The organism is Yersinia ruckeri ATCC 29473 (assembly GCF_000754815.1).
Classification (GTDB): Bacteria; Pseudomonadota; Gammaproteobacteria; order Enterobacterales; family Enterobacteriaceae; genus Yersinia; species Yersinia ruckeri.
On the sequence record NZ_KN150747.1, the window covers coordinates 3658897 to 3672847 of the forward strand.

Below are 13951 nucleotides of genomic sequence, written 5' to 3' on the forward strand. Positions count from 1 at the left end.
TGATTACTCTGTTTAGCCTCTATTGTCTTGATGCCGGAACCGCCACGTTGCGCAACGGCTAACGCAGCCGTCTCCCCCAGAGAGCGATTTCACTCTGGCAGATTGATGGCCCAGAATATTGCTCATCCTTAGATGGGTATATTTTACATTTATTGAGGTTTTCTCATGACAAAAGTGACTGTTGCTGCAACACAAATGGCCTGTTCCTGGGACCTACCTAAGAACATTGAGAATGCCGAAAAACTGGTGCGACAAGCTCACGCCAAAGGTGCGCAGATCATCCTGATTCAGGAGTTGTTTGCCGCACCGTATTTCTGCATTGATCAAAGCCCGGAACACTATGTACTAGCCCAAGAGCTGGACAATAGCCCTCTCATTAAACATTTTTCCAAGTTAGCAGCTGAGCTGGAAGTCGTATTGCCACTGAGCTTCTTTGAACGCGCCAATAATGCTTATTACAACTCTTTGGTGATGATTGACGCCGACGGTTCTGTACTAGACGTTTATCGTAAAACCCATATTCCAAACGGCCCGGCTTATCAGGAAAAACAATTCTTTATTCCTGGTGATACCGGTTTTAAAGTGTGGCAGACCCGTTATGCCAAAGTCGGTGTAGGCATTTGCTGGGATCAGTGGTTCCCGGAAACGGCCCGTAGTTTGGCGCTGCAAGGTGCCGAAGTTATCTTTTACCCAACCGCTATCGGTTCAGAGCCTGCCTTCCCAGATATTGACAGCCAGCCACATTGGACCCGTGTGCAGCAAGGTCATGCGGCAGCTAATCTGGTTCCGGTCATTGCATCTAACCGCATTGGCACTGAGGCCAGTAAGTTTATCGACGGTCTGGAAATGACCTTCTACGGTTCTTCCTTTATTGCTGACCAAACCGGTGCCTTGGTTGCTCAGGCGAATAAAACCGACGAGACCGTATTGATTCACGAATTCGATCTGAAAGAAATTGCTGCACAGCGTGCTTCCTGGGGCCTGTTCCGCGATCGTCGCCCTGAGATGTATCAGGCGCTGGCCACTTCTGATGGTAAAAACCGGAGATAATCATGGCGTTGCAAACAACTCCACGGCAAGACGGCTTTTACATGCCGGCCGAATGGGCACCTCAGGATGCGGTGTGGATGCTTTGGCCTTACCGTCAGGATAACTGGCGTGGCAAAGGCATTCCTGCACAGCAGACTTTTGCCAAAGTCGCTGAAGCTATCGCCCGAGCTACACCCGTCTATATGGGGGTTCCTGCACGCTTTATGGAGCAGGCGAACGCCACTATGCCAGCCAATGTCACATTAGTTGAAATGGAATGTGACGATGCCTGGATGCGTGATACCGGCCCAACCATAGTCATCAATGGTAAAGGTGAACGCCGAGGCGTCGACTGGCAGTTCAATGCCTGGGGCGGATTACTCGGCGGACTGTATGCCGACTGGCAGCAGGATGAAAAAGTGGCCGAGCAAGTTAACCAATTTCATCACTGCCAGAGCTACACCGCACCACTGATTCTGGAAGGCGGTTCAATTCATACCGATGGCGAAGGCACGCTATTAACCACGGCAGAATGTCTGCTAAACCCGAATCGCAACCCGCACCTTAGCCAGCAGCAGATTGAACAATTGCTGCGTGAGTATCTGGGCGTGACGCACTTTATCTGGCTACAAGACGGCGTATACAACGACGAAACCGATGGCCACATTGATAATATGTGCTGCTTTGTACGCCCGGGCGAAGTCGCTCTGCACTGGACTGACGACCAACAGGACCCGCAGTATGCCCGTTCTGTTGCTGCCTATGACATTTTGTCACAGTCAGTGGATGCCAAAGGCCGTAAGTTGAAAATCTGGAAGCTGCCAGCACCAGGTCCGTTATTTAACACAGAAGAAGAGACCGCCGACGTGCTGTCTACCGATGCCGTGCCACGGACTGCCGGTGAGCGATTGGCTGGCTCTTACGTCAATTATCTGATCAGCAACCAGCAAATCATTTTCCCGATGCTGGATAGCCGTACCGATGATTTAGCCAAAAGTCTGTTGCAACAAATGTATCCTGGCTACGCCATCCTCGGTGTACCAGCGAGAGAAATACTATTGGGTGGCGGCAACATTCACTGTATTACCCAACAGATTCCCAAACCTTAGTTAGCCAAGTCCACGCTTTCTGTAGCACCAGCCCGGATCTTGAATCCGGGCTGAGGTTAATGACAAAGTGCTCGCTGCAGTGAAAACAGGTGGATCGTCAAGACACCGTGAATACGTCCTTGTCAACTCCTTCCACGCTATCCCTGGCGCGGGCGTTTGACTCGTCCTCACTACCAGAGATCGTATTGTCAGGGTTTGTCCGTGGTCTGAGTCTATTTTTTGCTTTCCGCACCGCATAGCCATTTTATTTCACTCTCATTGATCAATGATGTATCTGGCTAATGTCTTCCGCCAATGGCAATAACCCCTGATGTTGACGCTGTTGTAATCCCTGCTCAAAAGTTTGCATTCCCATTGCACCGCCGGTTTGCATAATTCCAGGTAGTTGGTGGGTTTTTCCCTCGCGTATCAAATGGCTAACTGCCGCTGTCTGTATCATGGTTTCAAACACCGCCACCTGCCCTCCTCCGCGACGCCGCACCAGCTTTTGCGCAATTACCGCCATCAGGCTGTTTGCTAGCTGGCTTCGCACACTGGTTTTTTCTTCAGCTGGAAATACATCAACCAATCGATCCACCGCCTGCGCGGCTGTCCGGGTATGTAGTGTGCCCAACACCAAATGCCCGGTTTCCGCCGCCGTCAACGCAAGTGCAATAGTTTCCCGATCTCGTAGCTCTCCCAACAAGATAATATCGGGATCCTGCCTTAGTGCCGCTTTTAGCCCCGCGCCAAAAGAAGCAATATGTCCACCCAACTCCCGCTGTTGAATCAGACAACCCTCACTGTGATGAATAAACTCAACCGGATCTTCCAATGTAATAATATGCCGCCCGCCCGTTTGATTGATGGATCCAATCATCCCCGCCAGAGTGGTTGATTTCCCACTACCCGTGGCTCCCGTTACCAAAATCAAACCACTTTCACAGGGCAATAATTGATGAACAACTTCCGGAACTTCAAGATCAACCAATGTTGGGCATTGGGACGCAATCAAGCGAAAAGCGGCTGAAAGCCCGCACTGCTGCCGAAAGAAATGCCCTCTCAATCTTGATCCACAAGATGATGAAAATGAAAAATCGACCTGTCCATGCCGTTGTAATTCCAGAGAATGAACCTCATTTAATAGCTGCTGAGCCAGATTTTCCATCCACATCGGCGTTACCTGAGTGAGATGCTTGAAAATATGCAGGTCACCAGCAATACGCAGCACCGGGTAATGGCCAGTGCACAGGTGCAGATCAGAGGCGTTATGCTTTACACTAGCCGCCACCCATTCATCAAAATCCATATCAAACTCCCGGGGTCATATGAGCACTATCCAACAGAACCTACAGGATGTCAGGGATCGGATCGCCACCATTGCCAAAAATTGCGAACGCTCCCCAGAAGAAATTACGCTGCTTGCAGTCAGTAAAACCAAACCTGTGGCTGCGATCGAAGAAGCCATTGCTGCCGGGCAACGTGCATTTGGTGAGAATTATGTTCAGGAAGGGGTGGATAAAATCCACTATTTTGCAGGGAATACCGAACTGGAATGGCACTTTATCGGTCCGTTGCAATCCAATAAAAGTCGTCTGGTAGCTGAAAACTTTGCCTGGTGTCATACGGTAGATCGGCTGAAAATCGCCACGCGTCTCAGCGAGCAACGCCCGGCAGAAATGCCTGCACTCAATATTCTAATTCAGGTTAATATCAGCGACGAGCAAAGCAAGTCCGGGATTAAACTGGCTGAATTACCAGAGCTGGCGGCCAATATTCACGATCTGCCACATTTACGGCTACGTGGTTTAATGGCCATTCCGGCGCCGGAAAGTCATTTTGATCGTCAACTCGCCGTATTCCAGCAAATGAATCAGGCTTTCCTGGCGCTAAAAAAACACTACCCACAGATGGATACGCTTTCCATGGGTATGACCGATGACATGGCCGCCGCTATTGGTGCTGGCAGTACCTTGGTGCGTATCGGTACGGCTATTTTCGGTGCTCGTGACTACGGTTCAGTCGCTCCTGTTCAGGCTTAAGCAAGGATATTTATGCAACATCGCAAAATTACATTTATCGGTGCCGGCAATATGGCACGGGCTATCATTGCTGGTCTGGTTGCTGGCGGTTATCCGGCAAAATTGATCGGCGTTTGCGCGCCTTCGGCCAAGAATCGTGATGCATTGGCACAAGAATTTGGCGTTATCAGTAGCAGTGATAATGTTTCTCTGGCTCGTGAGGCCGATGTGGTGGTGCTATCGGTAAAACCACAATTAATGGCTGACGTCTGCCAACCGTTGCATGAACAGGTCGATTTTAGCAATAAATTGGTACTGTCCATTGCCGCCGGTATTCAGGTTTCACGTTTTTATCAATTATTGGGTGATAAACTGAATCTGGTTCGCATCATGCCAAACACGCCATCGCTAGTCGGTAAAGGGATGAGCGGGTTATATGCACCAGCGCAGGTTAGTCAGACCGATCGCGACTTCACCGCTCAACTAATGGGTTCTGTCGGTAAAGTGTGCTGGGTGGAAAACGAAAGTGGTATCAATAGCGTAATTGCTGCGGCGGGTAGTGCTCCGGCCTATTTTTTCCTGTTTATGGAAGCCATGCAGCAAGAGGCCGAACGTCTGGGTTTTGATAACGAAACCGCCCGCCTGCTCGTGCAGCAGGCCGCATCTGGTGCCACGGCTCTGGTAGAGGCTAATCCGCAGCTGCCGCTGTCGACGCTACGGGAGCAAGTGACGTCAAAAGGTGGTACCACCGCAGAAGCGTTGCGGGTTTTTAATGAGCAACACTTGTCGGATATTGTTTCTCGTGCGATGCAGGCAGCAATCAGCCGAGCACAAGCAATGGAGAAGCTGTTTTAATCTGTCACCATGATTTACAAAACAACACGTTAACCCCGAATCTTTATTCTTGGGATCGGGGTATTTTAAACTGACTGAATTGATCGAGGACTAAACGCTACTCATGCTAACGCTGACTTTTTTGGCTAAAACCGTCATTGACCTGTACGTTATGGTGCTATTGTTGCGCACTTGGATGCAAATGGTGCACAGTGACTTTTACAATCCATTTTCGCAGTTTGTGGTGAAAATCACCCAGCCGATCATCGGCCCACTGCGTCGAATGATTCCTTCACTAGGCCCCATCGACAGCGCGTCCTTGCTGCTGGCCTTCTTACTGATGACCATAAAATACCCGCTGTTATTGCTGATTCAGGGCGGTGGGGTATCTTTGAGTCCATATAATTTGCTGTTCGGCGTCATTTCGCTGGTGAAAGCCACCGGTTACCTGATTTTCTGGGTGATGATTATTCGCGCACTGATGAGTTGGGTCAGTCAGGGCCGTAGCCCGATGGACTACCTGCTGTATCAATTGACCGAGCCACTGATGGCACCAATCCGCCGCATTCTACCGGCGATGGGCGGGATCGATTTCTCCGGTATGGTGGTGATCCTGGTTCTGTATTTGATCAATTACTTAGGAATGGATCTGTTAGGCGAGCTCTGGTTCGTACTGTGAGTGCAGTGACGCCCTTGCTGGACGGGCTGGCGATCAGACTATATATTCAGCCGAAAGCCAGCCGCGACCAGATTATCGGTTTACACGGCGATGAATTAAAAGTGGCCATTACCGCTCCGCCGGTAGATGGGCAAGCCAATGCCCATCTGGTCAAGTTTATCGCCAAACAGTTCCGGGTGGCCAAGAGCCACGTTATCATCGAAAAAGGTGATCTGGGACGGCATAAACAGATCAAGATTATTAATCCGCAGCAGATTCCACCGCAGGTTGCAGCACTGCTTGAATAACCGGATAACGCACCCGATTAAACCAGCGTAAAAGCTGCTCGCATTAATGTCGCCGTGGGCAACAACCGGTTATTAGTGCCACAATGAATCAGGATTCATCATGCAAAAAGTTGTTTTAGCTACCGGTAACCCCGGTAAAGTACGTGAGTTAGCCGGCCTGCTGGCAGATTTCGGTCTGGATGTGGTTGCTCAAACTGAGTTGGGTGTCGAGTCCGCTGAAGAAACTGGTTTGACCTTTATCGAAAATGCGATTCTAAAGGCTCGCCATGCCGCACAGATTACCGGCTTGCCAGCGATTGCCGATGACTCGGGCCTGGCTGTTGATGCACTAGGCGGCGCACCGGGTATTTACTCCGCTCGTTATGCCGGAGAGAGCGCCAGCGATCAGGCAAATTTGGAGAAGCTGCTGGTTACCATGAAAGATGTACCTGACGAGCAGCGTGGCGCACAATTCCATTGCGTTTTGGTGTATATGCGCCATGCCGAAGATCCGACGCCACTGGTGTTCCACGGCCGTTGGCCGGGGATGATCGCTCATGAAAGTGCGGGTGTGGGCGGTTTTGGTTACGATCCTATTTTCTATGTACCTGAGTTAGGTAAAAGCGCTGCCGAACTGAGCCGCGAAGAAAAACAGGCAGTATCACACCGCGGAAAAGCGTTGAAATTGATGCTGGATGCCCTGCGCAATGCTTAAGTTACCACCGCTAAGCCTCTATATCCATATTCCGTGGTGCGTGCAAAAATGTCCCTATTGCGACTTTAATTCGCATGCATTGAAAGGTGATGTTCCTCATCAAGAATATGTCGATCATCTGCTGGCCGATCTGGATGCCGACTTGCCACTGACCAGTGGTCGTGCAATTAGCACCATTTTTATCGGTGGTGGGACGCCCAGCCTGCTAAGTGCCGAGGCAATGCAAAGCCTGCTCGATGGCGTCAGAGCGCGGCTGCCAGTGGCGGCCGACGCCGAAATAACGATGGAAGCCAACCCTGGCACGGTTGAAGCCGATCGCTTCAGCGGTTACCAGCGTGCTGGCGTCAATCGCATCTCAATCGGCGTGCAGAGTTTCAGCGAACAGAAGTTAGTGCGACTGGGGCGGATACACGGCCCAGAAGAAGCTAAACGTGCGGCAGCACTGGCAACTGGGCTGGATTTACGCAGCTTTAATCTGGATTTGATGCACGGTTTGCCGGATCAAACGCTGGAAGAGGCGCTGGATGACCTGCGTCAGGCGATTGCCTTGAATCCACCACATCTGTCTTGGTATCAGTTAACCATTGAACCGAATACCGGTTTCAGTTCTCGTCCGCCAAAACTGCCGGACGACGATGCGCTGTGGGATATTTTCGAACAAGGCCATCAACTACTGAGCGCTGCAGGTTATCAGCAATATGAAACCTCAGCCTATGCCAAACCTGGTTATCAATGCCAGCACAACCTCAACTATTGGCGATTTGGTGACTACCTCGGCATTGGCTGCGGCGCTCACGGTAAACTCACCTTCAGTGATGGTCGTATTCTGCGTACGGTAAAAACCAAGCATCCGCGCGGTTTTATGCAGGGTAACTATATGGATAAGCAGCATGAAGTTGAGGTAGCCGATCGGCCCTTCGAGTTCTTTATGAATCGTTTCCGTTTATTGGAAGCTGCGCCACGCGGCGATTTCTTTAATTTTACCGGCCTGGAAGAAAGCGAGATCCGCCCGCAACTGGATCAAGCCATCACCAAAGGCTACCTACTGGAAACGAATGAAGACTGGCAGATTACCGAGAAAGGGAAACTATTTCTGAACTCACTGCTGGAACTGTTTCTGTAAGGCTGAAGTGCCATTGAGGTTAATGACAAAGTGCTCGCCGTGGCGAAAACCGTCAGATCGTCAAGACGCCGTGAATACATCCTTGTAGGCTCGTTCCGTGCCATACCTGGCGCAAACGCTTGACTCTTCTGCCGGTCTTCTCCACCCAAAATTACTGGGGTAAGGTTTGTCAGCGGTCTGAAACGGGTGTAATGCCCGTTTTTTATTCGATTGAAGCGGAGAGTCTTATTTGAGCGAGTTAAGTAAATCGATGCGCTGCTGCTCCAACGTTGTCACCCGAGCACAAACTTCATGACCAAAGTTCTGAAAATCCTGCTCCTGATGATTCCATTCGGTCTGAATCGCTTGCTGTAAGCCACCCAAATTACCCATAATCGCCTGCAATGGATTGTTGGAAGATCCACTGGTGGCTTGCTTAATGCCCATTTCATTCAGGCTATCCTGCAACACACCACCGAGACTTTGTTGCACGAGCACGCGGCCATCTTTTTCAACCTGATCAATCGCCTGATGGTGGAAAGTCAGACCATCACTGCGTTTCTCAATAATACGGCTCATTTGCTGTTTCAGTTGATCATTCAACGTGGTGAGCCGCTGGCGAACATTGCTGCTAGTTCCTAATTGTTGGACAATAATATTGTCCAAAGACACGCGAGCTTTTTCCAGATGCTGCTGCGCACCTTTATCAATCCACGGTAAATCTTTGCGTAAGTCACTTTGATAACGAAATGCCCGCTGACGTTGCGCATCGGTGAGAGTTAATGTTTTACCATTGCGGGTGACATCACCGTCCGGTGAAATGACCAGATTGCCGCTGGCACCAACAACCTGCACACTTTGTGGGTTAATGATGACATCATCCTGAGGTTTTACGCTGCACTGATATTCTGCCTGCGCCGATCCGGCAGCCAGTAATAAAACTACCAAGCCTGCTTTTCGTAACATAAATTCTCCTGAAACTGTTTATCTACCACTCATTATGACACTGCCAGAGTTTTAGCGCCGACAGAAGTAGACTGATCCTAAAAAATCGAACGGCCAATGCGCTGAGCAAGCAATTCCAGTGCTGCGGTTCCGGCCAATGAGTTCCCCGAGGTATCCAGTTCCGGCGACCAGACGGCAATACACATCTCATCTGGCACCACGGCAATAATACCGCCGCCGACACCAGATTTCCCCGGCATACCAACTCTGAAAGCAAACTCGCCAGCACCGTCATACATCCCGCTGGTGATCATAAGCGCATTGATTTGTCTGGCCTGCATCGGTGTAATAACCTGCCTGGTTCCGTTGATACTACGCCCCTGATTAGCCAGATAGACAAAGCAGCAGGCCAGCTCAACGCAGCTCATACGCATTGCACAATAGTGGAAATAAGTTTGTAACACGGTGAGAACATCGTTCTCAAAATTACCGAATGATTTCATCAGATAAGCAATAGCAGCGTTGCGATCCGAATGTTCGAATTCAGAGCGAGCAACCCGGCTGTCATAGCTGATAGAATCGTCATCAACCAATTGGCGCACCACCTCCAGCATTCGCTGTTTTGGCGCGCTAAGTCGACTCTGCAACATATCGCAGATCACCAATGCACCCGGATTGATAAAGGGATTACGCGGCTTCCCTTGCTCCAGCTCTAGCTGAACCAATGAGTTAAACGGCTGGCCAGAAGGCTCTTTACCTACCCGTTGCCAAACCTCATCTTCGTCATAGCGCCCCAGGGCTAGCGTCAAGCTGAGAACTTTTGAAATAGACTGGATAGAAAAACGCTCGGTGGCGTCTCCAGACTGAAATACCTGCCCATCGATGCTGCAAACGGCAATGCCGAGTTTACCCGCCGGCACTTCGGCCAGAGCCGGAATATAATCAGCCACCTTGCCCTGGCCAATCATCGGGCGAACCTGGCTGAGGATCTCGTCCAACAGCTGATTCGATAAGGTTTTTACCACGGAAATACTCCAGCGCTTTCCCTAATAAAAATAAAGGCACCAATAACGGTGCCTTTATTATCAAACAGTGGTTAGATCTTCAGGATCAATCCCACCAGATATCAAACAGCTCGCTGGTTTCTACATTCTTCATTTTGCGAGCCTCCAGCCATTTGCTGACTAATGCGCGATGCTCATCAGTGCAACGACCGATTTCTTGCAAGCAGATTAAACCTTCCCACTGCATATAGCCGCTACCATCGAAAGCCATGCCGTTTGGTTCGATAACTTCATCGATAAATGCATCAACGGTAGAGTCGATCACATCAACGCCAGTCCCTTCAGGGAAAGTCCACTGAACGGAAAAACCAATTTCCTGAAACTCGTCAATATGCATTTTTTTGCGTAAACGACGACTGCGATTGTTAGCCATTATTCTTTCCTCTCAAACATCAGATCCCAAACGCCATGTCCCAGACGCTGGCCACGTAATTCAAACTTCGTCAACGGACGTGAATCCGGACGGGGAACATAATCATTGCTATTGGAAAGATTGTGGTATCCGGGGACAGCCGACATCACTTCCAACATATGTTCCGCATAATGCTGCCAATCGGTGGCCATATGGAACACACCGCCGATCTTCAATTTGCTTTTTACCAGTTCCACAAATGGAGTCTGGATAATACGTCGCTTGTTATGGCGCGCCTTGTGCCAAGGATCAGGGAAGAAAAGCTGCACCATCTCCAGCGAACTATCCGGGATCATGTTTTCCAACACTTCGACCGCATCGTGACACATCACGCGTAAATTGGTCAGTTCCGCTTCATGAGCGCTACCCAAACAGGCACCAACGCCCGGTGAGTGTACTTCGATACCTAAAAAGTTCTGATCGGGATTATTGGCCGCCATCGTGACCAAGGAAGTTCCCATTCCAAAACCAATTTCCAATACCGTCGGTGCCTCACGGTCAAACAGGGTATTTAGCTCAACCGGAGTCGCCTGATATTCTACACCCATCACCGGCCAGTAGTTATCCAGCGCAAACTGTTGCCCCTTGGTTAACCGCCCTTGGCGGCGGACAAAACTACGAATCCGGCGCAGTGCGCGGCCGTTTTCATCAAATTCCGGAGAGATGACGTCATTTATCATGGTGCTTTCTGTCTGTTGAGTTGCGCAAAATAAGAACACGCATTATGCAAAGATACGCTAGTTTATCAACTATGAGCGCCAGAAGTACAAATTTAACCGGTAAATTACATATTTCAACCGGTAAAACTCCGCCAACCCTTCGAAAAGTTCCGGTTTACAGCCTGTGTACTCTATGCTGCAATCCCAGCCTTAAATTATTTCTCTGCCGGATATCGATACTTACCTATGATGCAAGCGCAACAGTTCGCGCAAGTGGTGCTGGACTGGTACCAACGCTATGGACGAAAAACCCTGCCGTGGCAACAGGACAAGACCCCTTACCAAGTATGGCTATCGGAAGTGATGTTGCAACAAACTCAGGTTGCTACCGTCATTCCCTACTTCCAACGCTTCCTGGCGCGGTTCCCTGATGTCCGGATACTGGCTGCCGCGCCGCTGGACGAAATTCTGCATCTGTGGACTGGACTGGGTTATTACGCCCGCGCCCGAAACCTGCACAAGGCAGCGCAAACTATCGTGGCGAAACATCAGGGTGAATTTCCAACTACCTTTGATGAAATCGCCGACTTGCCTGGCATTGGTCGTTCTACCGCCGGAGCCATACTATCACTGGCACTAGGTCAGCATTTTCCGATCCTTGACGGTAATGTTAAACGGGTTCTAGCTCGTTGTTACGCAGTCGATGGCTGGCCGGGAAAGAAAGAGGTGGAAAAACGCTTATGGCAGCTCAGTGAGGAAGTTACGCCAGCTAAAGGCGTCGGCCAGTTTAATCAGGCAATGATGGATCTTGGAGCGATGGTTTGTACTCGCTCCAAACCAAAATGCGAGCTTTGCCCACTGAATACCGGTTGTATCGCTTATGCCAACCACAGCTGGTCACAGTACCCTGGAAAAAAACCGAAACAAACCATACCAGAAAAAACTGCTTACTTTCTTTTAATACAAAATGATACACAGGTTTGGTTAGAACAACGTCCTCCCGTAGGCCTGTGGGGCGGGTTATTTTGCTTCCCGCAGTTTAGTGAACGGGAAGATCTCAGCCGCTGGTTGCAGCAGCGCGGAATGCCAGAGAAAAATCTTCAGCAGTTGACCGCCTTTCGCCACACTTTCAGCCACTTCCATTTGGATATTGTCCCCATGTGGTTGAATGCAGCAACGCTGAGTGGATGCATGGATGAAGGCGCAGGTCTCTGGTATAACTTAGCACAGCCACCGTCAGTAGGTGTGGCTGCGCCCGTTGAACGCCTGTTACAACAGCTAACCAAACAACCACCGACGCAAACAGCGTTATTTGGCGACAGTGCCATCAATGAGGATTTAGCATGAGCAGAACGATTTTTTGCACATTTTTACAAAAGGATGCTGAAGGGCAAGATTTCCAGCTCTATCCTGGTGAAGTTGGCAAACGTATTTATAACGAAATATCCAAGGAAGCCTGGTCACAATGGATGTCCAAACAAACCATGCTGATTAATGAAAAAAAACTCAACATGATGAACGTGGACGATCGTAAATTGCTGGAACAGGAGATGATTAAATTCCTGTTCGAGGGTCAGGATGTTCACATCGAAGGGTATACCCCACCGAATCAGTGACACCCAAGGGTCAGCAATGGCCCTCATGTTATTCCTCATCATGATATGGCTTGTAAGATGAAGAAAATTTTAGCTTTGCTAGTGATCGCCCCATTGTTAGTTTCCTGCTCAGGCAATAAAGACCAAGCAAACAATGAAGCCTTTGTGAAAGACACCAATGGGTTCGAGATTTTAATGGGTCAGTTTGCCCATAATATCGAAAATATTTGGGGTCTAAATGAAGTTCTCATCGCGGGTCCGAAAGACTACGTTAAATACACTGATCAATACCAAACCCGCAGCCACATCAACTTTGATGCTGGTACCATTACAGTTGAGACTATTGCGACCACCGATCCTGCCGCCCATTTGCGTCAGGCGATTATTACCACTTTATTAATGGGCGATGACCCAGGCTCGATCGACCTATATTCTGATGCCAACGATATTCAAATCAGTAAAGAGCCGTTCCTCTATGGTCAGGTATTAGATAACAATGGTCAGCCGATCCGCTGGGAATGGCGAGCAGCGCATTTTGCAGATTATCTATTACAAACCCGAATGAAAAAACGCAGTTCTGGCCTGCATGTTATCTGGTCCGTGACGCTGCAATTAGTGCCAAACCATTTAGACAAACGAGCGCATAAATACCTGCCGCTAGTGCGCCGCTCAGCAGAGAAATATGGCGTAGAAGAATCACTGATTCTGGCTATCATGCAAACAGAATCCAGCTTCAACCCTTATGCTGTCAGTGGTTCCGACGCTTTGGGCCTGATGCAGGTAGTTCAACATACCGCTGGGAAAGATGTTTTCCGATTAAAAGGGAAAAGTGGGCAACCAAGCCGTAGCTACTTATTTGATCCAGAAAATAATATTGATGCAGGGACAGCTTATCTGTCTATTTTGCAGAATAGCTATCTGGGTGGAATTCAAAATCCTACCGCTCGCCGTTATGCTGTTATTACCGCTTATAACGGTGGAGCTGGTAGTGTATTACGCGTATTCCACAGTGATAAAAATCGGGCATTCTCCATTATTAACAGTATGGCACCTGGAGATGTCTTCCAAACGCTAACCACCAAGCACCCGGCAGCAGAATCCCGCCGTTATTTGGTAAAAGTAAACAGTGCTCAGAAGAGTTATCGCCGATACTGATTCCGTGGATTTGGCAATATAAAAAATGGCACAGCTCATCGAGCTTGTGCCATTTTTTTTGCACCGCCTACAGCGCAGGTTTCTCTTTATTTTGTCTTTCTGACCGAAAAGAGAGCAATCGATCGAGTTTGTGAGCGAAACTCATTGACGATTTAGTGCCAATACGGTTTAATGCGCCCCGTTGCCCGGATAGCTCAGTCGGTAGAGCAGGGGATTGAAAATCCCCGTGTCCTTGGTTCGATTCCGAGTCCGGGCACCACTTATTCAGAAGCGCTTGTCATTCGTTCAGGATGAAAAAATGACAGGTTCTAAAGCGAGTCCAGATGCCCAATAACCAAAGGTGTGGTTAGAAGGTTTCAACCAACAATACCATTACCCAGTTGTTGT

General features: G+C 49.4%; 16 protein-coding genes and 1 tRNA gene. 12 read left to right on the plus strand and 5 right to left on the minus strand.

The window, feature by feature from the left end; all coding sequences use genetic code 11:
• Positions 1 to 165: 165 nt before the first annotated feature.
• Positions 166 to 1050: an N-carbamoylputrescine amidase gene (aguB, locus tag DJ39_RS16505; RefSeq protein WP_004719263.1), complete on the plus strand. Its 885-nt coding sequence runs from the start codon at positions 166 to 168 to the stop codon at positions 1048 to 1050.
• A 2-nt stretch (positions 1051 to 1052) separates the two neighbouring features.
• Positions 1053 to 2138: an agmatine deiminase gene (aguA, locus tag DJ39_RS16510; RefSeq protein ID WP_045844286.1), complete on the plus strand. Its 1086-nt coding sequence runs from the start codon at positions 1053 to 1055 to the stop codon at positions 2136 to 2138.
• Positions 2139 to 2400: 262 nt separating this feature from the next.
• Here aguA and DJ39_RS16515 read toward each other — a convergent pair whose 3' ends face one another.
• Entirely contained in the window at positions 2401 to 3426 is a 1026-nt protein-coding gene (locus DJ39_RS16515) for a type IV pilus twitching motility protein PilT (protein WP_004719267.1), read from the minus strand.
• A gap of 19 nt (positions 3427 to 3445) precedes the next feature.
• Between DJ39_RS16515 and DJ39_RS16520 the strand changes: the two genes are divergently transcribed.
• From DJ39_RS16520 to hemW, 6 genes are all read left to right on the plus strand, one after another.
• Positions 3446 to 4159 (plus strand): YggS family pyridoxal phosphate-dependent enzyme, encoded by a 714-nt coding sequence (locus DJ39_RS16520; protein WP_004719269.1) that lies wholly within the window; start codon positions 3446 to 3448, stop codon positions 4157 to 4159.
• Between the two features lie 12 nt (positions 4160 to 4171).
• Positions 4172 to 4993, plus strand: coding sequence for a pyrroline-5-carboxylate reductase (gene proC, locus DJ39_RS16525; RefSeq protein ID WP_004719272.1), 822 nt, complete (start codon positions 4172 to 4174; stop codon positions 4991 to 4993).
• Positions 4994 to 5096: 103 nt separating this feature from the next.
• Positions 5097 to 5651 carry a YggT family protein gene (locus tag DJ39_RS16530; RefSeq protein WP_004719273.1) on the plus strand — a complete coding sequence of 185 codons (555 nt, stop codon included), beginning with the start codon at positions 5097 to 5099 and terminating at the stop codon, positions 5649 to 5651.
• Positions 5648 to 5938 (plus strand): DUF167 family protein YggU, encoded by a 291-nt coding sequence (gene yggU / locus DJ39_RS16535; protein WP_038240982.1) that lies wholly within the window; start codon positions 5648 to 5650, stop codon positions 5936 to 5938. The genes DJ39_RS16530 and yggU overlap by 4 nt, the downstream gene beginning before the upstream one ends.
• 100 nt (positions 5939 to 6038) lie before the next feature.
• Positions 6039 to 6632 (plus strand): XTP/dITP diphosphatase, encoded by a 594-nt coding sequence (locus DJ39_RS16540; protein WP_004719276.1) that lies wholly within the window; start codon positions 6039 to 6041, stop codon positions 6630 to 6632.
• Positions 6625 to 7755 carry a radical SAM family heme chaperone HemW gene (gene hemW, locus DJ39_RS16545; RefSeq protein WP_038240979.1) on the plus strand — a complete coding sequence of 377 codons (1131 nt, stop codon included), beginning with the start codon at positions 6625 to 6627 and terminating at the stop codon, positions 7753 to 7755. Before DJ39_RS16540 ends, hemW begins: the two co-directional genes overlap by 8 nt.
• Positions 7756 to 7980: 225 nt before the next feature.
• On the opposite strand, the gene DJ39_RS16550 is transcribed toward hemW, so the two are convergent.
• The 4 genes from DJ39_RS16550 to trmB form a co-directional block, all read right to left on the minus strand.
• Complete coding sequence (locus tag DJ39_RS16550) at positions 7981 to 8700, minus strand: YggN family protein (RefSeq protein WP_004719279.1); 720 nt, start codon at positions 8698 to 8700, stop codon at positions 7981 to 7983.
• A 77-nt stretch (positions 8701 to 8777) separates the two neighbouring features.
• Complete coding sequence (gene glsB, locus DJ39_RS16555; protein ID WP_004719282.1) at positions 8778 to 9704, minus strand: glutaminase B; 927 nt, start codon at positions 9702 to 9704, stop codon at positions 8778 to 8780.
• A gap of 85 nt (positions 9705 to 9789) precedes the next feature.
• Positions 9790 to 10116, minus strand: a complete 327-nt coding sequence (locus DJ39_RS16560) for a YggL family protein (RefSeq protein ID WP_038240973.1) — start codon at positions 10114 to 10116, stop codon at positions 9790 to 9792.
• Positions 10116 to 10835: a tRNA (guanosine(46)-N7)-methyltransferase TrmB gene (gene trmB, locus DJ39_RS16565; RefSeq protein ID WP_038240971.1), complete on the minus strand. Its 720-nt coding sequence runs from the start codon at positions 10833 to 10835 to the stop codon at positions 10116 to 10118. Before trmB ends, DJ39_RS16560 begins: the two co-directional genes overlap by 1 nt.
• 225 nt (positions 10836 to 11060) lie before the next feature.
• Between trmB and mutY the strand changes: the two genes are divergently transcribed.
• The 4 genes from mutY (at position 11061) to DJ39_RS16585 (ending at position 13823) form a co-directional block, all read left to right on the plus strand.
• Positions 11061 to 12161, plus strand: coding sequence for an A/G-specific adenine glycosylase (gene mutY / locus DJ39_RS16570; RefSeq protein ID WP_004719287.1), 1101 nt, complete (start codon positions 11061 to 11063; stop codon positions 12159 to 12161).
• The gene (locus DJ39_RS16575; protein WP_038240969.1) at positions 12158 to 12430 is read left to right on the plus strand and encodes an oxidative damage protection protein; all 273 of its coding nucleotides are present in this window, start codon (positions 12158 to 12160) and stop codon (positions 12428 to 12430) included. The genes mutY and DJ39_RS16575 overlap by 4 nt, the downstream gene beginning before the upstream one ends.
• A 57-nt stretch (positions 12431 to 12487) precedes the next feature.
• Positions 12488 to 13564 carry a membrane-bound lytic murein transglycosylase MltC gene (gene mltC, locus DJ39_RS16580; protein WP_004719291.1) on the plus strand — a complete coding sequence of 359 codons (1077 nt, stop codon included), beginning with the start codon at positions 12488 to 12490 and terminating at the stop codon, positions 13562 to 13564.
• Between the two features lie 183 nt (positions 13565 to 13747).
• Positions 13748 to 13823: transfer RNA gene (locus DJ39_RS16585), tRNA-Phe, on the plus strand.
• Positions 13824 to 13951: the final 128 nt, after the last annotated feature.

Bases quoted from the DNA above. Each gene is read 5' to 3' on its own strand.
- DJ39_RS16560 (WP_038240973.1), bottom strand. From the start codon at position 10,116: ATGGCTAACAATCGCAGTCGTCGTTTACGCAAAAAAATGCATATTGAC.
- proC (WP_004719272.1), top strand. From the start codon at position 4,172: ATGCAACATCGCAAAATTACATTTATCGGTGCCGGCAATATGGCACGG.
- aguA (WP_045844286.1), top strand. From the start codon at position 1,053: ATGGCGTTGCAAACAACTCCACGGCAAGACGGCTTTTACATGCCGGCC.
- DJ39_RS16515 (WP_004719267.1), bottom strand. From the start codon at position 3,426: ATGGATTTTGATGAATGGGTGGCGGCTAGTGTAAAGCATAACGCCTCT.
- aguB (WP_004719263.1), top strand. From the start codon at position 166: ATGACAAAAGTGACTGTTGCTGCAACACAAATGGCCTGTTCCTGGGAC.
- DJ39_RS16550 (WP_004719279.1), bottom strand. From the start codon at position 8,700: ATGTTACGAAAAGCAGGCTTGGTAGTTTTATTACTGGCTGCCGGATCG.
- trmB (WP_038240971.1), bottom strand. From the start codon at position 10,835: ATGATAAATGACGTCATCTCTCCGGAATTTGATGAAAACGGCCGCGCA.
- hemW (WP_038240979.1), top strand. From the start codon at position 6,625: ATGCTTAAGTTACCACCGCTAAGCCTCTATATCCATATTCCGTGGTGC.
- mutY (WP_004719287.1), top strand. From the start codon at position 11,061: ATGATGCAAGCGCAACAGTTCGCGCAAGTGGTGCTGGACTGGTACCAA.
- DJ39_RS16520 (WP_004719269.1), top strand. From the start codon at position 3,446: ATGAGCACTATCCAACAGAACCTACAGGATGTCAGGGATCGGATCGCC.
- DJ39_RS16540 (WP_004719276.1), top strand. From the start codon at position 6,039: ATGCAAAAAGTTGTTTTAGCTACCGGTAACCCCGGTAAAGTACGTGAG.
- DJ39_RS16575 (WP_038240969.1), top strand. From the start codon at position 12,158: ATGAGCAGAACGATTTTTTGCACATTTTTACAAAAGGATGCTGAAGGG.
- DJ39_RS16530 (WP_004719273.1), top strand. From the start codon at position 5,097: ATGCTAACGCTGACTTTTTTGGCTAAAACCGTCATTGACCTGTACGTT.
- mltC (WP_004719291.1), top strand. From the start codon at position 12,488: ATGAAGAAAATTTTAGCTTTGCTAGTGATCGCCCCATTGTTAGTTTCC.